This window comes from Streptomyces sp. NPDC002851, assembly GCF_053591935.1.
Genome location: NZ_JBSFUT010000001.1, coordinates 269641 through 289103 on the forward strand (window position 1 = coordinate 269641; position 19463 = coordinate 289103).

The 19463-nt window shown below is 66.0% G+C and carries 21 protein-coding genes and 1 pseudogene; 14 read left to right on the forward strand and 8 right to left on the reverse strand.

Annotated elements, in window-relative coordinates; genetic code table 11:
- Positions 1-230: 230 nt before the first annotated feature.
- Positions 231-380, forward strand: a complete 150-nt coding sequence (locus ACWD10_RS01265) for a hypothetical protein (RefSeq protein WP_451085645.1) — start codon at positions 231-233, stop codon at positions 378-380.
- Between the two features lie 586 nt (positions 381-966).
- On the opposite strand, the gene ACWD10_RS01270 is transcribed toward ACWD10_RS01265, so the two are convergent.
- A complete protein-coding gene (locus ACWD10_RS01270; RefSeq protein WP_451085647.1) occupies positions 967-1356 on the reverse strand; it encodes a hypothetical protein in 390 nt (129 codons plus the stop codon).
- 488 nt (positions 1357-1844) lie between these two features.
- Between ACWD10_RS01270 and ACWD10_RS01275 the strand changes: the two genes are divergently transcribed.
- From ACWD10_RS01275 to ACWD10_RS01290, 4 genes are all read left to right on the forward strand, one after another.
- Entirely contained in the window at positions 1845-2312 is a 468-nt protein-coding gene (locus ACWD10_RS01275; protein ID WP_451085648.1) for a DUF1877 family protein, read from the forward strand.
- 230 nt (positions 2313-2542) lie between these two features.
- A complete protein-coding gene (locus ACWD10_RS01280; RefSeq protein WP_451085650.1) occupies positions 2543-2992 on the forward strand; it encodes an SMI1/KNR4 family protein in 450 nt (149 codons plus the stop codon).
- Positions 2993-3111: 119 nt separating this feature from the next.
- Positions 3112-3324 (forward strand): DUF7919 family protein, encoded by a 213-nt coding sequence (locus tag ACWD10_RS01285; RefSeq protein WP_451085652.1) that lies wholly within the window; start codon positions 3112-3114, stop codon positions 3322-3324.
- Between the two features lie 576 nt (positions 3325-3900).
- Positions 3901-4944 carry a DUF4190 domain-containing protein gene (locus tag ACWD10_RS01290; RefSeq protein WP_451085654.1) on the forward strand — a complete coding sequence of 348 codons (1044 nt, stop codon included), beginning with the start codon at positions 3901-3903 and terminating at the stop codon, positions 4942-4944.
- Positions 4945-5054: 110 nt separating this feature from the next.
- Here the strand turns inward: ACWD10_RS01290 and ACWD10_RS01295 are convergent, their stop codons facing one another.
- From ACWD10_RS01295 to ACWD10_RS01305, 3 genes and pseudogenes are all read right to left on the reverse strand, one after another.
- Complete coding sequence (locus ACWD10_RS01295) at positions 5055-5213, reverse strand: hypothetical protein (protein WP_451085655.1); 159 nt, start codon at positions 5211-5213, stop codon at positions 5055-5057.
- A gap of 333 nt (positions 5214-5546) precedes the next feature.
- On the reverse strand, positions 5547-5687 hold the full coding sequence (locus ACWD10_RS01300; protein WP_451085657.1) for a hypothetical protein: 141 nt from the start codon (positions 5685-5687) through the stop codon (positions 5547-5549).
- A 624-nt stretch (positions 5688-6311) separates the two neighbouring features.
- A pseudogene (locus tag ACWD10_RS01305) lies at positions 6312-6443 on the reverse strand (helix-turn-helix domain-containing protein); the annotation flags it as partial.
- A 25-nt stretch (positions 6444-6468) separates the two neighbouring features.
- On the opposite strand from ACWD10_RS01305, the gene ACWD10_RS01310 reads away from it, so the two are divergent.
- The 4 genes from ACWD10_RS01310 (at position 6469) to ACWD10_RS01325 (ending at position 8860) form a co-directional block, all read left to right on the forward strand.
- The gene (locus ACWD10_RS01310) at positions 6469-6801 is read left to right on the forward strand and encodes a hypothetical protein (RefSeq protein ID WP_451085659.1); all 333 of its coding nucleotides are present in this window, start codon (positions 6469-6471) and stop codon (positions 6799-6801) included.
- A 5-nt stretch (positions 6802-6806) separates the two neighbouring features.
- The gene (locus ACWD10_RS01315) at positions 6807-7223 is read left to right on the forward strand and encodes a hypothetical protein (protein ID WP_451085661.1); all 417 of its coding nucleotides are present in this window, start codon (positions 6807-6809) and stop codon (positions 7221-7223) included.
- Between the two features lie 27 nt (positions 7224-7250).
- On the forward strand, positions 7251-8120 hold the full coding sequence (locus ACWD10_RS01320) for a hypothetical protein (RefSeq protein ID WP_451085663.1): 870 nt from the start codon (positions 7251-7253) through the stop codon (positions 8118-8120).
- 218 nt (positions 8121-8338) lie between these two features.
- Positions 8339-8860, forward strand: coding sequence for an SMI1/KNR4 family protein (locus tag ACWD10_RS01325; protein ID WP_451085665.1), 522 nt, complete (start codon positions 8339-8341; stop codon positions 8858-8860).
- Positions 8861-9532: 672 nt separating this feature from the next.
- Here ACWD10_RS01325 and ACWD10_RS01330 read toward each other — a convergent pair.
- The 3 genes from ACWD10_RS01330 to ACWD10_RS01340 form a co-directional block, all read right to left on the reverse strand.
- Positions 9533-9742 (reverse strand): hypothetical protein, encoded by a 210-nt coding sequence (locus tag ACWD10_RS01330; protein ID WP_451085667.1) that lies wholly within the window; start codon positions 9740-9742, stop codon positions 9533-9535.
- On the reverse strand, positions 9739-9963 hold the full coding sequence (locus ACWD10_RS01335) for a hypothetical protein (RefSeq protein WP_451085669.1): 225 nt from the start codon (positions 9961-9963) through the stop codon (positions 9739-9741). Before ACWD10_RS01335 ends, ACWD10_RS01330 begins: the two co-directional genes overlap by 4 nt.
- A 119-nt stretch (positions 9964-10082) precedes the next feature.
- The gene (locus ACWD10_RS01340) at positions 10083-11288 is read right to left on the reverse strand and encodes a helix-turn-helix domain-containing protein (protein ID WP_451085671.1); all 1206 of its coding nucleotides are present in this window, start codon (positions 11286-11288) and stop codon (positions 10083-10085) included.
- Between the two features lie 132 nt (positions 11289-11420).
- On the opposite strand from ACWD10_RS01340, the gene ACWD10_RS01345 reads away from it, so the two are divergent.
- The 5 genes from ACWD10_RS01345 to ACWD10_RS01365 all read left to right on the forward strand — a co-directional run bounded on the left by ACWD10_RS01345 (position 11421) and on the right by ACWD10_RS01365 (position 15731).
- Positions 11421-12041 carry a hypothetical protein gene (locus tag ACWD10_RS01345; RefSeq protein WP_451085673.1) on the forward strand — a complete coding sequence of 207 codons (621 nt, stop codon included), beginning with the start codon at positions 11421-11423 and terminating at the stop codon, positions 12039-12041.
- Positions 12042-12530: 489 nt separating this feature from the next.
- The gene (locus ACWD10_RS01350) at positions 12531-13151 is read left to right on the forward strand and encodes a hypothetical protein (protein ID WP_451085675.1); all 621 of its coding nucleotides are present in this window, start codon (positions 12531-12533) and stop codon (positions 13149-13151) included.
- Between the two features lie 258 nt (positions 13152-13409).
- On the forward strand, positions 13410-13865 hold the full coding sequence (locus ACWD10_RS01355) for a hypothetical protein (protein WP_451085677.1): 456 nt from the start codon (positions 13410-13412) through the stop codon (positions 13863-13865).
- Positions 13866-13971: 106 nt separating this feature from the next.
- Positions 13972-14550 carry an SMI1/KNR4 family protein gene (locus ACWD10_RS01360; RefSeq protein ID WP_451085679.1) on the forward strand — a complete coding sequence of 193 codons (579 nt, stop codon included), beginning with the start codon at positions 13972-13974 and terminating at the stop codon, positions 14548-14550.
- 497 nt (positions 14551-15047) lie between these two features.
- Entirely contained in the window at positions 15048-15731 is a 684-nt protein-coding gene (locus ACWD10_RS01365; protein WP_451085681.1) for a hypothetical protein, read from the forward strand.
- A 177-nt stretch (positions 15732-15908) separates the two neighbouring features.
- Here ACWD10_RS01365 and ACWD10_RS01370 read toward each other — a convergent pair whose 3' ends face one another.
- Positions 15909-18692, reverse strand: coding sequence for an FG-GAP-like repeat-containing protein (locus ACWD10_RS01370; protein WP_451085683.1), 2784 nt, complete (start codon positions 18690-18692; stop codon positions 15909-15911).
- Between the last annotated feature and the right edge of the window lie 771 nt (positions 18693-19463).

Consider the following 19463-nt stretch of genomic DNA (forward strand, 5'->3'; position numbering starts at 1 on the left):
GGACGGCATGTACGACGTGTACGTGAAGTACCCAGAGGTCACGGGCACGGCGACGGCGGCGAAGATGGCGGCGGAGGCTGTGAACAACGGCTGGCTGGCCTCTCGCCGACAATGAGTGGGCGCTCAATTACCTGGATATTTCGTACGGCGGGAAATTCAGTCTGGGAATTCAGTATGACGGCAGCGGCCGTCATACGCCTCTAGGGGGCATGCCGTGACGCGATCGGAAGGTGAGCAAGGCGGAAAATTCCAAGGGGAAGCAAGTTTGGGCGGCTCACGGAGTGGTTGAATACGGTGCAGAACTGGAAGCATCTATCGGATACAATTTCACCGGCGCTGGCGGCATGATCAAGGATGCCATTGGCAGCCTTTTCAGCTGACGCCTGAACCCTGATGCTGGGCGGCCTGCCGCACCCTGCGGATGCGGCAGGCCGCCCAGCGATTTACGACCTCATGAACGGGTGAGAATGAACCTTGCAGCGAAATTCAGTGACGACATCATTGTCAGGATGGGCTTCGCCCCCTTCATGTTGATAGTTGGCCTTCTGTTCCTGACTAACTTCAGGGGGCTCATTAATTACGCCTACTTCAAGAGTCAGGGGAAGGCGGCCAGCCCTGTCTGGGTAATCCTATTTCGTATAGGCGGCTCCTTTTGGGTGATCGCTGCAATCACCTTGCTCATCGGCATCTGGTGATCGCAGATATGTCCATGACGGGGCGATGGCTCTGGCGGGCGGAAGCCTGCGAAGCCTCGTCGTGAGGTAGAGCTGGGGGGGGGCGGGTGAAGGGTTCGTAGGACATCTCTCGGAGGCCCGCGGTGATGCTGGTGTGGCCGTGTTTGCGGAGTTGGTTGATGGCGAGGTTGCGCAGGGTGGCCATGTTCTCCGGGCCGTGCCCGGTCCGGACTGGGGAGCTGTCCTCGTCAAAAGTGACAACAAGGATAAAATGCAGCCGGTTCTCGATTACCTACTGCGCTCTTACCCACTGCGCTCTCACGAGTCTGGCGATCTTCTCCGGTGACGCTTGGCGGCTGGTGAGATCGGTGATCACGCAGATGGTCTCGCGGGTTCGTTTCCCGGTCTTCAGGCTGGTGCTATGCGGGGTGACCCTCGCGACCTGAGCGGCGTGCAGGAAGTCCAGGTCATCGACTGTCAGTACCTGAATGACCCGTGTCTCGTGCGGCCGTGGCCTCGGGCGCGGTCGTAGAACTTCACGGTGGCCCGCTCCCAGGGCAGTGCGCAGACGCTCGTAGAGCGTCGGCTGGTTCCGTTTCACGGTGAACGCGTAGTGCGCCTTCTTCGCCTCGACGAGGAAGACGGCATGGTGGCGCTGGGTGTGCAGGGCATCGGCCGTCACCACGACGCCGGTCAGGTCGAAGGGGTCCAGCAGGGCGGCGAAGCAGGAGGCTCGTCATACTCGGCACCCGTGTGCCCGGCGCATAGGTCCCGTCCTTAAGGAGGCGCGCGGTGAGTCCCGTGTGGGGCAACGGCCGCAACCGTGACGCTTACGTGGCGCTGCTCGACCACGCTGCCGCCCGCCCGGAATGCCGCGCCGGGCCCGACCTGTGCCCGGACGGCCGACGGCTGGCGGACTCTATGGCGCGGGTGATATCGACGGCTACCTCAGCATCATGGTGCCGGAGGTCTCCGTGAGCGGAGAACCCGATGGGGCCATGGACGAGGAGACCGAGATCGCCCGGCATGACTGGGACGAAGGCATTGCGCTCAAGCGCGAGTTTTGAGAGAGGACAGTACGGGGCGGGCGGCGGTCTGCGGACGTGCTACTCGTGCGCAGGCGGCGGGAGCCTAGCGAGTCAGGAGTCCGATTTGGGTACGTCATTGCGCATGCGTCGCGTAGCTCCCGATGAGGCGGTGAAGGGCGCGGCTCATCTGGAGAAGCTGTTCTCAAAAAGCTTGAAGAATAAAACATACGAGCGGGAGTTGGAATCCGGAGCCCTCTGCGATCTTGGCGAGTGCTGGCAGATGGTGAGTGTTCTCCTCACCGGTGAGGATTTTCCGGCCGAGGGGGTCGAGTCTTTGCCCGTCCTCGGAGGGGAACCCATTGCAACCCAGGGAGAGCAGGTCGACGTACTGCTCGTCTTGGAACCTCGGCTGGTTCGGATTGCCTCCGATTTCCTTCAAGGGGTCGACAGTCATTCTTTGGTAAGTCAGAACAAGGGAAAACTGCGCGTCGTGGGTGGCGCTACAGATTGGATGGTCAGTCAACTGGTGACTGATATTGAAGCGCTGAAGAAATTCTATCTGGAGGCTGCGACCGGCGGCAGCGCCGTGACCAAGCGCGTATACAGCTGAGCCTCGACCCACCTCGGGTGTCCGTCGGGATGAGGGCAACGGAGACTGCCGAGTGGCCGTCCGGTGCGGGGCCTCCAAGATCTTTCGTAACCGGCCCCCTCGGAAGGCCGGTGGGTCGAAGGCCAGCGCTGGATCGACGTGCTAGAAAGGGCCTACTAGTGGCAACGCTTCCAGAGATCCAAGCCCTGTTGGGTGAACCCCGATTCAACTGGTCGGATCCGGCTCCATGGATGGACCTGGAGCAGGAACTCGGTATCGAATTCCCTGCGGACTTCCGTGAGATCGTGGACGCCTACGGTTCGATCCAGATCAACAGGCAGTTGTATCTGGAGCACCCCGCCGGCCATCTTCTGCACAGTCTGGGAGAAACCATCAGGGGGGACCTCGAGATGTGGCGTGAGAAGGACATGGCAGAGTTCCTGCCCAGTCCGGCGGGGGCGAGCCCCGGTGAGTTGATGCCGGTGGCGTCGGCCACGACGGGGGAATGGGTTTTCCTTCGCGTTCCCGACGAACCCTCGTCGCCTTGGTGCGTCGTTGTCCAGGAGTTCGACAGTCCGGCCTGGACTCTCCACGAGATGACGTTCAGTGACTGGTTGCTGGCTTATCTCAGAGGTGAGGACGTGACGGTGTGTTCTCGTAATTTCGCGCCTGACCGCCCGTTCTACGAATTCCTGCCCTGAAAATGAACATAGTGGTACCCCTGTCCTGGCGACAGGGGTACCACTATGTGAAGGTTTTTCCGTGATCGCCTGAGCCAGGTTATTGATCGCATCCCGGGGTTCTAGAGCAATCCCTATCCTTGAAGCATTGTAGCGAATGGTTCAAGGAAGGCCTGAAGAAGTCGGCAGTTGCTTATGATCCCGGCAGAGGTGAAATGAAGCTGGAGTCGGCGGAGATTCTTGTCGGGTCTGGCGATGGCAGGGTTTATGTTGCTCCGAATCTCGTAACCCATTACATCGATGCGCACTCCTATCAGCCGCCGCAGGAGTTCATCGAGGCGGTGCTGCGGTAGTCGTCGTGCTGGATACCCCTGGTGCCAGGCTGCGGAGAGCGCGGCGGCCATCCGCTGAGTCCTGCGCGCCGAAGCCTCGGTTGGCAGGGTGACTTCCCAAGGCGCCCTGCACTACCGGAGCTTCGATGTGCCGTCAGTCCGACCACTGTCTGCCTGACCAAGTCACCCTCGTCGCGACTCCGCGAACTTCCCTGGATCACCAAGCGGTTGGCAATCCTCGCGGAACCCGCGGCCATCTGGGACCACGAGTTCGTCATGCGGAACGACCCCCGCCAGCCGACAGGCAGCAGCCCCACCGACCCCACGTCCCTCTGCGGCAAGGTGGGTGGTTCGCTCGTCTGCGGTACCAGCCGGCTGTCTTTGCTGCCCGTTGCCTTCGTGGCCCTGTTCGTGCTTGTCTCCGTCACGTCTATCTGATGTACCGGGCTTGTCCCGCCGCGACGGTTCGTAGTGTTCCTCATCGAAGGTTGAGATTTCGTGACAATGCCCCCGTCTTCGTATCCACATCAGCCGCCTTTTCCGCCGCCCGGGCCCGGGCGGCAGTGGAATCCGGTGGCCGCTCCTGTGGCGCCGGCCTTGAACCCCTTCGCGGTCACCGCGTTGGTGACGTCACTACTGTGCCTTGCTCCACTGGGGCTGATATTCGGCATTGTCGCGCTGCTGCAGATTTCCAGGAAGGGGCAGCGAGGCAAGGGCCTCGCGATTGCCGGAATCTCTGTTTCCGGTGCAGTTCTTCTGCTGGCCGGTATCGCCTTCGCGGTGGTCGACTTCAGGATCTGGACGCTTCCCGCCCGGACCGACTCCGGCGAGGTCGCGAAGCCGGGCTGGAGCACGGTCTACTCGATCGAGGTCGGTGACTGCTTCAACCCGGGCGCCTGGATGCCGGAACGGGACACCCCGCCGTTGGTTGACGCGAGCGTGGAACTGGTCCCGTGCGACGAGTCACATCGAGGCGAGGCGTACGCCACCTTCGAGCTCTCCGGAGAGACAGAATTCCCGGGCCGCGACAGAATCGCGGCCATCGCGTGGTCGCGGTGCGCGAAGAGCTACCTCGACTATTCGATCGATCCCGTGGCCTTTGGACGCCTGCAGTCCTACTACTTCTATCCGCAGCAGCGGGACTGGGATGCCGGGCAGCGTACTGTGTTGTGCTGGGTGGCCCGTCCGGGCAGAGCCGAACTCGACACGTCGGTACGGCAGGACGCATCCAACCTGGATTCCACGCAGTTGGCCTTTCTCTCGGCCTTGAAGCCGCTGAACACCGGAGTCGCGCTCCGCCCGGCGAAAAGCCCCCAGCAGGACCTCGCCGGTGCCAAGAAGTGGGCCGCGCGCATGGCCGAGGCGCAGGCCGAGACGATCCGGCTGCTCAAGGAAACCGAGTTGCCCGGCGCACAGCGGCCGGCCACGCAGCTCGTTGCGGAGCTCGAAGAGGGGCTGCCGTTCTGGCGGCAGGCGTCCGAGGCGTCTGACGCAGACGCCTTCCTCGGACATCTGCGCTCCGTGGACGAGCACAACGGCGCCACGTACCGTCGCCAGATTCGCGGTGAACTGTCCCTTCCCCTGCCTCCAACCGAGCCGGACCAGGCGCTTCAGGGCACGGCCGCTGCGACGGACGTCTGAACCCGGAATGTTGCTCTGAGGGGCGCCGTCTGGCCCATGCCTGTCCATCTGGGCGAGGGGCTGGCGCACCTCGCCCAGATGGCGTCGTCCACGGGACGTTCAGGGAGCCGCTACCGGGTGTTGCGGGTGCGGCAGCGGGGGCAGCGGCACGGCGGCCAGGAGAGCGGAGCCGCAAGGCGTTCGGGGGCAGGTGCGCCGGTGACCTTGCGCCGCGGGGACCGCTCGACGCGCTTGCCGTCCGGGCCGAGCCGGTAGGTGCTCAGTGTCAAGCACGAGCGGCCCTGGGGAGAGGTTCCGGCGTTCACCGCGCCTCCCTCGCGCCCGCGTTCGGCAGGAGGCGGAACACGTCCGGCGGGGGAGGGACGTGCGGCGCACAGGTGGGGCAGGCGTACACGGTGAAACCTGGCCCGGAGTTCTGGTGCACCTCGGAGACGACCACCGGCTCGTCGGTCAGCTCGTTGCAGCGGGCGCACGGCTGGCACAGCAGCCGGTGCCGTTCGGCCCGGACGAGTTGTCGGTCACGGTGGCGTGCGGACCCTGCTGGTCCCCACAGCGCGCGCAATGCGGGACCTGCGCCTCGGGCCGCTCTGCGTTCGCGTCCATCAGGCCACCCCCTCGGCACCGACCACGTGCCGGTCGAGGTCGAGGTGGAAGTCCGCCGCGAGTACGAGCGCGAGGCGCCGACGGCGCCGGTCCGCCCGTTCCTGCCACCGCTCATGCTCGACCAGGTACGGACGGACCAACGCCGTCTCGGTGCCGTCGAGGGGTACATCACGCCCGTAAGGGGAACGGGGCGGCGGAGGCCACGTCGAGGCCGTACACGGCTGGGGACGGGCTGCTTCGGGGCATCCGGCAAAGGCCGGACGAGCGGGGAAACCTGCCCGCCGTCTGCCGCTGCCGGGTGCGAAGACCTGCCGCAGCAAGCGGCAACCCGGCGGGTAACGTCATGCATGTGGGCGCTCCTTCACAGCGTCGACCACGCCCCGGGGCCCTGCCAGGCCGCCGGGGTCTTGTCTGAGCTGTCGACGCTAGGAGCGTGTGAACTCGGCAACGGGTACGGCTTCTACCCCGATGCCGAGGGGTACATTTCCTACCTCCTACGGGATCACACGGGCACGTCCAGATCACGGGCAAGGCCGCGCGCGTCGTCACGGACCATGCGGGGCCCGGACTTCACCAGCTCCGGGAGTACCGCGCGGGTGTGCAGGTTGTACTGAATCGTCTCCGGCGATTCCTCGTACGCCTTCCTCAGAAGCGATACCGCAGCGACACGTTCGCCGGTTATGCCGTACGCGCGGGCCGTCTCGATCAGGTGGTACGACCGGCGGGTGGTATTAAGGTAAACGCGTGCGTCCCCAGCACGCGGCCACCTGCCGCGCCAGGTCCACCGGCATCGGCCGCTGCCCCCGCTCGATCTCGCTCAGATAGCTCGCCCCGTAGAACGACTCCTCCACCGTCTGCTCCAGCGTGAGCCCCGCCTCCTCGCGCTTGAAGCGCAACTAGAAGGAGGGAACGGGGCACGCCATGCGACTGACCTCCGACCTGCTCGCGCACGTGAAAGCGGTGCCGGAGCTGCGTCGCGCGGTACGCGACCGGCTCGGCACCGTATGCCTGGAAGTCGAGCTCCTCGTTAGCGAGTTACTGGCGAACGTGGTGCATCACGTGGGCGAAGGCGCCCCGGTCACGGTCCAGGCCTCCCGCACCCGCGTGGAGGTCAGTGACGTCGCCCCCGACGCGCTGCGATCTGCCGCCCCCGGGCCTGCCAGGAAGCGGTTGGACGAACGACGCACGCCGAAGGTCGTCCTCCCGGAAGGCAGTTGTTTCGATGCGCGAAATCCACGCAAGAAGATATCTTAGTTTCCATGCCCGATATTTCGTCGTTCACGCAGGAACAGTTCTTGGATGCTCTGCGCCGCGGCACCGACAGTCTGTGGTCCCTTGATGCGGCCGTCTGGCTCTTGGAGTGTCATGAGGCTTGGCTCGGCAGCCCCGAGCTGCGAGGGCTTACTCAAGGGGGATTCGATGAGAATGGCGAAGTGTGGGCGGGATTTGATGTTCGCCAGGTAGGTGAGGCAATCCATTCTGGACACCTCGGCGAGTGGCGGGAGGACCTTGCGGTCCTCTTGGTGGCGATGAGCCTGTACGGAGATTTTCCGATCTCTCTCCGGTACGCCTGTGAAAATCTCTCCCAGGAAAATCTCACGCTGATCAGCAACGCGCTGCTCAAGGCTTGCGGTTACGAGACCGAACTTACCGTGGTCGCCATCCCTGGCAAGTAGGGTCCTTTTCGGAAGGATTGAAGTTCCGTGTACACGACTGCCGCCCCGGAGGTGGACGTTGCAGCGATCATTCCCGAGCTCTCGGCGTGGCGCCGGACCACGGTTCGCCTGCATCCCCGGCCAGGGGATCCCTTGGAAGGCGACAGCCATGTCGGCGGTCCGATGCTCCGCGTGGAAGGGAGTGCGCGACCTGTTTGTGAAGACCACCTGATGGATCACGAGGGTCGGCAGGTCCCGCGGCCTATGGAATCCGTGGCCCAGTTTTTCGCGCGTGACTTTCCTGAAATCCCCTGGCCCTCTGGATGTAACCTCCTGCAGGTATATTGGTGCCCGAACGATCATTTCATCGAATATGACGACTCGCATTATGAAGGGCCTGCCGTCTCGCTGCAATGGCTTAATTCAGTGACAGGGCAAGGGGAGATTGCGGGCAACCCATTTTCCCGTGTGCAGCCGTTCGAGGAATCCTACGAGGTGCGTCCGTGTTGCATCACGCCGGAGCGGGTCGTCGAATATCCCTGGGGGGAGGAGCTCCCCGACGAGATCAGAGGACGTCTCGCAGCGGCAGATCAGTCCCAGGGGCTGCGATATCAGTACGCCTTGTCCGTGGCGCACGGTTGGAAGATTGAGGGATGGGCGAGTTGGCATTCGACGGACAAGAGGGACTTGTCCTGCCAGGGCTGCGGAGGTCCCGTCGAATTGCTGGTCAAAGCGGACAGCAGTGAGTGGGACGGTGCCAGTGATCGATGGTGGCCGCTGGAAGACCGGGAACTGGGCCAAGATGCGCTGGACGTCGCTTACGAGCCGACGGGTGTTGATGTCGGGCGCTCAGGTGAGCTTCGCGTGTTCGCCTGTCGAAGTGATGCCCGGCATCGACCTGTCCTCGACATTCAGTGACCTTGCGTTTGAGAGAGCTTTTCGAAAGTCCGGAGGCCACCAGGCAACGCCTGGTGGCCTCCGGCGGGTCTTGACGGAAATAATACCGAAGCACGCCCGCAGCCGTGCCGCTCCTGCAACGATTCACGCTAGGATCTCAGGAATCCCGGCGGAATTTCTCGCGTCCGTAATCAATTCCAAGACCGGCGCTGGACCGACGTGCTAGAAAGGGCCTAGTAGTGGCAACGCTTCCAGAGATCCAAGCCCTGTTGGGTGAACCCCGGTTCAACTGGTCGGATCCGGCTCCATGGATCGACCTGGAGCAGGAACTCGGTATCGAATTCCCTGCGGACTTCCGCGAGATCGTGGACGTCTACGGTTCGATCGAGATCAACGGGCAATTGTATCTGAAGCATCCCGCCGGCCATCTTCTGCACAGTCTGGGAGAGTACATCAGGGGGGATCTCGAGCTCTGGCGCGAGGAGGACATGGCGGAGTTCCTGCCGAGTCCGGTGGGGGCGAACCCCGGGGAACTGATACCGGTGGCGTCGGCTACGACGGGCGAGGCGGTCTTCCTTCGCGTTCCCGACGAGCCCTCGTCGCCCTGGCGCGTCGTTGTCCAGGAGTTCGACAGTCCGGCCTGGACTCTCTACGAGATGACGTTCAGTGAGTGGTTGCTGGCTTATCTCAAGGGTAGGGACGTGACGTTGTGTTCGCGCAACTTCGCGCCTGACGGCCCGTTCTACGAATTCCTGCCCTGAAAGTGAACACTGTGGTATCTCCTGTCCTGGTGACAGGGGAAGCCACCGTGTGAAGATTCCCGCTGCCGACGGAACGGGCCCACATCACCCAGCAGCCAGCGAGTACCGAGGTTGAACTCCTGATGACGGCTGGTCGTGACGGTTCGTGATCCCGAAGCCTGCGGCTGCGTATCGACTGGGGACCCGTGGAGCGGGAGCTGGGTGCGGAACTCCCGGGCAGCTACAAGCGGTTGTGTGAGGCATTCGGCCACGGCGCCTCGCCGGTGTGTTCCTCGATGCTGTCGGCAGCGACCCCGCGACCTGTACGGCGACGGCCCCCAGGGCAACTGGGGGCCGTCGTATGGCCCGTGCCAGTCATCTCGGCTGCGCGCACCTCGCCCAGATGGCGCCGTCCATGAGCCGCTCAGGTGGGCGCTACCGGGTACTGCGGGCGCGTCAGCGGGGGCAGCACGGCGGCCATGCCAGCGAAACGGGCGGGGTACCGGCGTTCACGCCCGCCCCCATGCCGGTGGCAGTCACACGTACAGCGGCGCACGAGGACCAGACCAGTGCCGTGAGGCAGGGGCACGTCCGCCGTCCGGCGGCAGGCGCCGTGCAGGTCCTCGTAGCCGGGCCGGTGCGCGACCGCGCATTCCGCCGACAGCCGCGACTCATCCATGCTCGTACGGGGGCTCACCGCTCGCCTCCGGCACGCTCGGGCGTTGGCAGCAGCAGCGGCGGGAAGTGCGGCGCGCACGGCGGGCAGGCGTAGACGCAGAACCCAGGACCGGAGTTCTGGTGCACCTCAGAGACGATCACAGGTGCGTCCGTAATCTCGCTGCAGCGCACGCACATGCGGACCGGCTTCCGTGCCGACACCGTGTTGGGGGTCGTCTCGCTCACCGGGGCACCCCCGGCCCGACGCGTACGCCGTGAATCAGCTCGGGGCCGATGTCGATGCCCTCCAGCGCCAGGAGCAGCGCGCGGCGCCGCTGACGCCGTTGCTGTGCCCTCTCCGTCGCAGGGGCCGGTCCCGGGGGCGGGACGGTCCGGTGCCAACCGGACGTGCCAGGGGCCCGTAAGGCGCTCACCCATTCCTGGACGCGGCGGATAAGCTCGTGCATGTCGACGCTCCTTCACAGCGTTGGCCGCGCCCCGGGAGGCATCACCCGCCTCACCGGGGTCCGTGTGTTCATGCTGCTGCGGAGCGTGCGCCGTGAGTTTCACGTCTTGTGAAACTTCGTCAGGCGAGACCGATCCACGAAGCGAAGCCCGACAGTGATTCCTTGCTGTAGCGCTCCAAATGGATCAACGTCTCTACGATCTCCCGCACTTGGGGATGATTCCGGGTCTGCTCGGGCGAGATCCGGCGTGCGGCCTGAAGGGCGGCGAACGCCTTGTCACGATTGCCGTAGTCCAGCCATCCCTGTGCGGCGTCCATGTACCAGCGGCCCGCACGGACCGGCGCCACACTGGCGGGCAGCCGAGTGCGCTCGGTCCGGCGTACGACTTCCGGCCCGTCATGCATCTCGACGGCCACACCGAGCCGGTGCATGGCGACATTGGTCGGCCCGAACTCGAGGCCGTAGTAATTCGCGTCGCGTCCGAGGTAGCGAGCGGCCTCCCCTGCAGCGTCCAGGTGAGTGCGGGCGGTCAGTGCGTTTCCGGCCCGCGCGGCGAACATGGCGGATCTCAGGTGGATGGCGCCGTGCACGCTGAGCGTCGGTTCGTCCATGCGGCCGATGTCCTCACCCAGGTCGTGCCTGACCCGGTCCAGCAGCCGTGTTCCGCGGTCGTACGCGGCGGCTTGGAGGAACAGCGTGGAACGCTGCCACTGCGTGCGGCCGACACGCAGTGGGTCGGCGGACTCGCGAGCGGCCCACTGCACGCGGTCCATGGCCTGAGAGCGCAGGTCGAACAGGCCCAGCGCGTACGCGATCGCCGTGACCCCTGAGTACGTCTCGGCGAGCAGGCCGAACAGCCGCTCCCGCTCAGTCCCTTCGGCCGCGTGGCAGGCGGTCGACAGCTCGTCGAGCAGCGGGGGCAGCACCGTGCCCAGCTTCGCGTACTTTGCCTTGCGGCCGAGCGCGGAGGCGCGCACCACGTCGGCGGCCAAGTCGTCGTACGCCCGCACGGGCAGGTCATCGTCTGGCAGGTCCCAACTGAGCATGGCCGCTTGGATATCCGGGATCGTGTCGTGCACGCGACCCCGCTGCGGGTCCTCGTACGGCTGCCCGGTGAGTTGCTCAAGGCGGACACCGAGCGCACGGGCGGCGCCAGCGGTGAGGGAGGGTGTGGCCGGTTTGTGGCCCCGCTCAACCTGGGCAATCAAGGACTTCGAGCAGGGAATGCGCTGAGCGAGCTGGAGCTGAGTCAGACCGCGCGCCTTACGTGCCTTGGCGATACGCTGCCCGATCCGCTCGCCCGCCGTGTCATCGGCGTACGGCATGACGGGATCCTTCGAGTCGCGACACCTCGAAGGTACTCCTGGCGGCGCTGGGGGGAACGGCGATCGGCCCCCATTCCACGCGGTGGGGTCGTCGCGTTATGACTTGGGTGTCCGAGCGAGGATCGCAACGACTTGGAGCAGAGCTTCTTGTGGGTCGATGTCGATGTGCAGCAGGCGGAGGTGGCGCACCTCCATACCGTCGGACTTGCACAGGACTTTGATGTGTATGGCTCGGCCACGATGAGATGCCTGCCACGACACTTCGACTCAGCCGGGCGATGCGGCGTACCTGGCGGGCAGTGGGCGCGGCCTTCGTGCTGGCCGGTTCTGACAGCTTGCGGGGCCACCGAGCCGGTGAATTCAACCTCTGTCTCCCCGGAGCGCGCAGGCCGTCCGCCGGCTGCGCTCCTGGAGCAGTACGGCGTCTCCCTGCCGGCGGATGCCAGGGACATCCACTACCGAGAGGTTCTGCCGCGGTCCGGCGGAACTCTTTACGTGCGCATGCGCGTTCCGGACACAGTGCCCCGGGAGTGGCTGACCGTACTTGGCGGCAGCGCCTCGGATCTCACACAGGGGTGGAGCCCGGTCATTTCTCACGAGTTGCGAGAATCGGGTTGGCGCATCACGACGTCGGATTCGCTGTTCGGTACCTGGATTCCCATTGCGGAATCCGGACCCAAAACCAGCAAGAAGGTCGTCATCGCGGAAGACGCGAGCGAGAGGGCGAAGGTCTACCTCATGACGAACCGCTAGCGAAGTAGCCAGACACTTATGCCCGCCGTGTGTATGTGTGCACGGTCGACCACCCCTCCGCCCAGTCAGGAGATGGAGCGTAAATGGATATGTCCGCCGCGCACCTTTGCGCTTGAGCAGGATGACCTCGAAGAATTGTGTCGACTGCTGGATGCGGGATGGGATGTGCATGAAGAATTCGACGGATTTACGTTGCTTCATGCGGCCGTTGACGGTGAGATTGACGGGCATGCTCAGACCGGGAAACCGTTGCATGTCGACGCCACTGCGCTTCTCCTGTCGAAGGGGGCTGACCCCTTGCGCCCTTCGCATGGAGGGAAAGGGACTTTCCGCCCTCCATATGGCATTCGTGAGTGGCCACTGGTTGGCCTGCGATCTCTTCGGGGCGTGGATTAAGAGAAAAGTAGGCTGACATTCATCAGCCGACAGAGATGCAGGTTCGCAGCGATTCCATTGGCCTTGGTGTCACCAGAGTGGTAGGGGGAGAACGTGACAGACTCGGGGTACCGGACGCTTCTGTGGGGACCTGCGAACTTCGCGGGAAGGCCATCGAGGCGGCTGACCGTCGAGGTGCTCGGAGTCCTCGCAGTGTCACTGGTGACTGGAAGTGGGGTGATAGGGGAGCTGTTCGGCCATCCGTTGCCCGGTACGGTCGCAGGGATCGTGGTGAGCCTTGCGGCGGCTGCGTATCTCTACTTCACCAATGCCGGGCGGGTTTTCGTGGTCGGAGCCGTCATTGTGGGGGCAGTGCTCTCGTGGATGGTTCCGCGGTCTACGGCCACCGCTGTGCTGGCCGCTCGCGGGGAGAGTCGTACCGTCGTGGTGACGGACGTACGCGAACACCCCTACAAGGGGCGCGATTACAGCAAGAACTCCTGCACCGTGGAACTCCTTGACGGTACGCCCGTGGAAACTGAAGCCTGGCGCCAGTGCGCTCTCTCGACGCGCCCCGGGGATACATTCGCGATGGTCTTCGACCTCGACGGAGTCATTGCTCCCACCGAACGCCGGGTGCCAGATTCGGTTTTCTCGGGTACCTGGCGCACGGCAAGGCTTGCGGTGCTGCTCCTCGGCGTATGCCTGGTCGGCGTTGTGCGATCGCAGCCTTGAACTCGATGAGTACGGCGTTTGTGTCGTGCCCCGGTCTCGGCAAGAGGCCGAGCAGGCGCTGACCGATCGGGTACGAGTCATTCCGATGTCCGTCGCGCGCGGACCAACGACTCGCTCTGAGAGTTGTGCATCGTGGAGCGATTTGGGGTGTGAGAAGGCACACCGGCTGTAAGCGTGATGTTTCGGAGCGTACCTTCGCCTTTCAATACAGGGGGCTCATCAGGGGTTCTCGTGAGGAGAGCGGAGGGGGCGGACGTCATGGGTGAGCGAGAGAGACGAGAGAGACTTGTGCCCCGGGCCGGGGAGATGCGGCAGTTGGCGGGTCGGTTCGTCGCGCAGGTGATCGCCGCGCGGGCTCAAGCGGCGCGTGGGCGGCTGCCATTGGACTACTCCGTGGTCAGTCTGCGCGTGGTCGACTTCATGGTCGACGGCCTGCGCAAGGGAGGCCAGGAGCGGGCCGAGGTCGCGGTGGCGCTGTTCGGGCTCGGGGCGTACGTCGGGGAGGTGCTTGTGCGTCACGCGGGCGCCACGTGGGTGGACTTCGACACGAATCAGCGTGAGTACTTCGCCCAGCCCGTGGGCGTACGGATGCCGGATGGCCGGGTCTGGAACCCGCTCGGCAAGGTCGTCAACCGTTATGAGGTGGGGCCCGAGGAATCCCTGCACATGTTCTATCTGACTCTGCACGGGCGGCATGAGCGAAGCGAATGCTGACCGCGACAGGGCAACCGAACGGCAACGAAGGCCGGGCCTCAGCCCGTGGGTGCCCGGTTGCACGACCGGGCCATCGCTGTCAGACCCCTCTGGCAGTCTGCCCGCCATGACTGATGATCTGATCGGGACGCAGACGCCGATACGGCGGATCCTGGAACCGGACGAGGCGGTCGCCGCGCTTGAGCGTGCCGTTCCCGGCCTGGTCGAGCACCGGCGACCCGAGCCTGCCGCGATCGACTGGGCGTTGCTTGAGGGTGGACTGGGCACCGTGCTGCCCGCCGACTACAAGCGGCTCGCCGAGTGGTACTCGACCTTCGCTCTCGGGGACTTCCTCTTAGTCGGTCTGCCGGATCCGGGCGAAGAGCATGATTGGCTGCTCGGTATCCGCGACACCCTGTCAGAGGTCATTCAGGAATGGTGGAAGGCCGATATGTCGATCGGCCTGCGACCGCATCCGGCCCCGGGTGGCCTGCTGCCATGGGCGGAGTCGAACGAGGGTGATCAACTCCTGTGGACCACGACCGGGGACAGCCCGCAACAGTGGCTGGTCACCGTCGCCTCCCGGAATGGGGGTTGGTGGCACTACGAGGGCGGCGGCGCCGTCCAGTTCCTCGCCGAACTCTGCGACGGCACACTGGAACCCTGGGCGCTACCAAGCATCGACCCCGAAGTCACTCCGTGCTGAACGCGAGGCAAGACGGGCGAGGCGCCGTGCCCGCGTGTACCTCGGGAGTGAGAGGACGGGCGTAGCAGTGATGCGGTCGCAGCGCACGCACATGCGGACCGGCCACCGCGCTCCACGGGTGGCTTCGGGAGACCGGAAGCACTGGCGCGCCCCAGCCTCCCACCGCACTGACCCCCGCCGAAGTCATCGACTACGTGACCGCCCTCCAGGACGGTCACGCACCCGCGCCGCTCGTCGCCGCTGCGACAGAGGCACTCGTGGAGCCCCTGGATCCCGTGCTCCGCGTGCACACCTCCGCGAGGGACAGCCTCGCACTGACTGATCTTGCACGTGCTGAGCGCCCTACTTGCGGACCCAGCGCTCACGGTGGAACTGGGCGGGGGGCCATGCCGGTTGGCGGGTTCGGGAGTCGCTCCGGTGAGTCGGCGGAGCCACAACCCGTGCTAGCGTCGCTCTCTTCTCCGGCAAGCCGGACGGAGCCCCCCGGCAGGCAGACCATGACCCATCCAAACCGGCAACTTCAGGACGCGCTCGATGCGTTGGACGACGCCTTCGCTCCGCTCACGGAGCAGTCGTTCGCCGTGGGTGGTTGCACCTACTGCTACGGCCACGCCGACCTCGAAGCTCTCGCCGGTCCCGTGCATCGGGTGCCGGACGAGCTGATCCCTTCCGTCGCGGCCCAATCGACCGACCACTGGGACGACTTCCCGGCCCTGTACCGCCGGATGACGCCCAGGATCGTGCGTCTCCTGGTCACCGGCCGACAGCACATCGACCACGGGCTGGTTGCCTCCCGGCTGCTCGCCGCCGACTGGCGGGACTGGACTGTGCCCGAGCGGGAGGCACTGGAGGAGGTCTGGCACACCTGGTGGCGGTCGGCCCTGCGTGAGTACCCCGGCACCGGGCCTGTCACCGAAGTCCTTGAGACGGTCTCGGTCAGCACCGGCACCCTCTCCCCGTGGCTGGCCGTCTGGGCCGGAACGCGGACCAACGCGGCGGACCGGCATCTCTGCGACGCGCTCGACGACTGGCTCTTCGAGCGGCGGCTCGCCGACCTTCACCTCGGCTTCTACGACGAGCTGCACGCCACACCGGAGTTGCTGCCCTGGCTGCTCTCCCTGGAAGAGGGCCGTATCGGCGCGGCCCACCTTGTCGAGGTGGAGCGCATCGCGTACAGCTAGCGCTTCGAGGGATCGAAGGCTGCGAGACGTTGGCCAACAACGGAAGAGGCGACTACCTGGGCGGCGGGGTGCATAAAAGACTCCCGCTGTGCCGCTCCCCAGCCCCTGGGGGAGGGGAGCGGCACAGCGGGAGCTGTGGTTGACGTACTGCCGTTACCGCGTTACCGAGTCACCGCCTCACGGCGCAAGCGCCGACCCCAACCGATCACCCACCGGCGTCCCCAGCTTGTCGCGGCCGTAGTAGACCCCGCTGCCGGTGGAGACGCCTGCGCTGCCGCTGGGCAGGTACAGGATCGTGCCGTCCTCGTTGTTCTCGCCCATCGCGCCGATGGCGAGGTCCGCGCGGCCCCAGCCCGACAGGTCGTGCAGGACGACCTTCGAGCCGAACCAGTCGTAGGACTCCGTCCACCCGGTGATGCCGGAGGTGTCCTGGTGGAACGACTGGGCGCCGCTGCCGGTCAGGCCGCTGGAGGTGCCGCGCAGCAGCAGGATCATGCCCGCGTCCTTCTGGGAGGTGCCGGAGCGGGTGATGTCCTCCCGCGGCACACCGGCGAGGACATCGGCGTACCCGTCGAGGTCGTGGTCGCCGACGGTGAGGGACCAGCCCATGGCGTCGCCGGACTCGGCCGCGCCCGGCACTCCGCTGGAGTCCTGGTGGAGCGTCGTACGGCCGGTGGTGGTCAGGCCGGAGGACGAGCCGTAGAAGGCCGTCACCTGGCCGCCCCGGTACGCCTCGGACTCGGCGGTGTACGCCTGGCCGACCACGGCGTCCGCGTACCCGTCGCCGTTGACGTCGCCGACGCCCACCGAGCGGCCGCCCTTGACGCCGAGGATGCCCGCGCGCTGCAGGCCGGTCGCCGAACCCTCAAGGACAAGGACGCGGCCGTACTTGCTCGGGTCGCGGAAGTTGACGACGACATCGGTGTAGCCGTCGCGGTTGAAGTCGCCGGTGGCGGAGTCGGGGGCGTAGACGGCGTCGCTGTACGGGCCGGAGCCCAGGTAGCCGGAGGTGGCTGCTCCGGTCGCGCCGTCGTAGGACCACCAGCGGCCGGGCTTGCCTCGCGCGACGGAGAAGACGTCGGCCTTGCCGTCGCTGTTGAAGTCTCCGACGGTGACGGACGATCCGTGCCGCTCCCAGCTCACGCGGGTCGCGTCGCCGGTGTAGTACTCCCTGCCCGAGGTGAGCTCCGGGCCGTACATGACCGTCACCATGCCGTTGTTGGAGAGGCCATGGGTGTCCTCGTAGGGGCTGCCGATGACGAGGTCGGCGTTGCCGTCGCCGTTGACATCGCCCCACGCGGTGTCCGTACCGAAGTTGTCGCCGGTCTCCGAACCCCCGGGGACGCCCGGGCTGTTCTGCGTGATCGTCTTCTTGGCGGCGGCCACCGGGCCGTCCGTGCCGCCCGGGACGACGGTCACGGTGCCCGCGCCGTCCCTGCCGTTGTCCGCGGCGTCCGGCGTGCCCGCGACCAGGTCCGGGACGCCGTCCCCGTTCATGTCGGCGGTGGGCGGCGCGGCGTTCGCGGCCGGACTGGCGGCGAACCGGCGGATGTCGGCGAGCTTGGAGTACAGGTCGTCGCCCGGGCACTCGGTCGCGTAGCCGTCGCGGTGGCCGGAGATGGTGTTCAGCGTGGCCTGATCGCCCTTGTTCCACACGCCCGTGTCGCCGCCGGCGGTGAGCGTCACCTTGCCGGTCGGGTCGACGCCGTACTGGCCGAGCTTGTAGGCGGCGATGCGGGCGACGGCGTTCTGGATGGGCGCGGTCGCCTTGCCGTCGGTGGCGTAGTTGCCGATGACGGAGATGCCGGTGGAGTAGGTGTTGAAGCCGTAGGTGTGCGCGCCCATCACAGGCAGGTCGACACCGCCCGCACGGCCCTCATAGACCTTGCCGCACTTGTCGACGAGGAAGTTGTAGCCGATGTCGTTCCAGCCGTTGGACTCCACGTGGTACGTGAAGATCGCCCGAAGGATCTTCGGGGTGTCGGCGCAGGTGTAGCCGTTCGCGTCCGTGGTGTGGTGGACGAACGCCGCGTCGATCTTGTCGAGGTACGCCGGCGGGTCGGCGACCTTGGTCTCGTCCGCGCCCCAGGTGGTGCGGGAGACGATCGGCGGCTGGTTGACGGTGGACGGGGGAGGCGTGGGCACCGTCTCGGTCGGCGTCGGGGACGGGGACGGCGACGTGGAGTCGCTCGGCGAGGGGCTGGTGCTCTCGCTCGGGGACTCGCTGGTCGGCGGGGTGGGCGACTCGGCGGGTGCGGGGCTCTCGGACGTCGCCGCGGCGGGGGACTCGTCCGCCGTCGACTCGCCTCCCAGCAGGCTGCCCGTCAGCGGGGTGGAGTCCTCGGCGGCGGGCCGCAGCGCGTAGGCCGCGGGATCGGCGTCGCTGCCGTCCGGGTCGTCCTGTGCCGCCTCGTTGGCCGTCTCGGCCTCGCTCGGCAGCACGCCCGGATCCACCAGGTCAAGCCGCAGGGCCTTCGGCAGACCGTCGCTCACCGAGCCGTCGGCGGCGACCACGCGGGCCTCGACCCCGTCCGAGGTGCCGACCCAGCGGGGCTCGGTCGCGCCGCGCATCTTCCGCTCGTTCTTGCCCTCCTCCGTCTCCACGGGGTCGACGTCGAGTTCGAGCTTCTGCCAACCCGACCACTCACCGGTCTCGACGCTGCGCGTACGGACCTCGGCCGTGCCCTCGATCTTCGCCTTGCTCGCGGGCCAGGAGATGCCGAGGAGGCTGTACGGCTCGGTGCCGCGGCGGTCGACGCCGCTCTTCCCGGCGCCCTTCTCCTTCAGCGGCACGGTATGCATCTTGACCGGGGAGGCCTTCACCTGCGGCCGGTCGTCGGACGGATTGGCGACGGCGACCGTCACAACTCCGGCACCGCCGAGGACGACGGCGCCGAGGGTCAGCCACGTTCTTCGCTTCAGGTTCAGCGGCTTGTACGCATGGGTTGTTCGCGGACTCAAAAGTTTCCACCTTTGAACAGTTTTGTGCTTTGAAGCATTTCGTCATGCTTCGTGGGGACCGCGGGGGGTGGTCACGCACTTGCGCTGCTCCTGCTGCTACTGCTTGTACGCGCGCTCGTGAGACCTGCGAGCCGGGCGGATGGTTGTACGGCGATCCGGATGTTTGTGCAGGGATCAGTGGCGGGCCCCGGCTCGACAGCGACCCGGCAACGTATCCCTGTTGATATTGCTGTTGCTGCACACTGGTCGCCGCGTGACCCAGTAACTCCAGCCGTACGTGCCAGGAGGCACCCATGCCGTCCATCTGTGCCTATGAGCACAACCTCCTGCGTACGACGGGGCCTAAGGGCCTAAGGGCCTAAGGGCCTAAGGGCCTGAGGACCTGAGCGGCCGCGCTTGCGCGGAACCGCGCAGAAATACCCCGTCATGCCCAGCCCTCCCTCCCTACCTCCTGAAAGATGGGCACTTCTCCCGAAGCGCCGCCCCTCGCCTGCGCTGTAGCGTCGAAGCCGTATCCCGCCGAAGGCGGAGGTCGAGGAGGGCACCATGCCTGTCGTAGAAGTCAAAGTCATCGAGGGCGTCTTTACGCACGAGGAGTCAGTCTGAAGGGCATCAACTCCACGGCGCGGCAATGTAATTACGCGCCGGACACGCGGTGGGCCCTCACCCCACCTCCGCGGCAGCCGCACGCTCAGCACAGCCGTAAGCGCCATCGCCCCCAACTGCACCCCCAGCGTGACCAGTAGCGCATCCCGCATCCCCTGCCCCGGC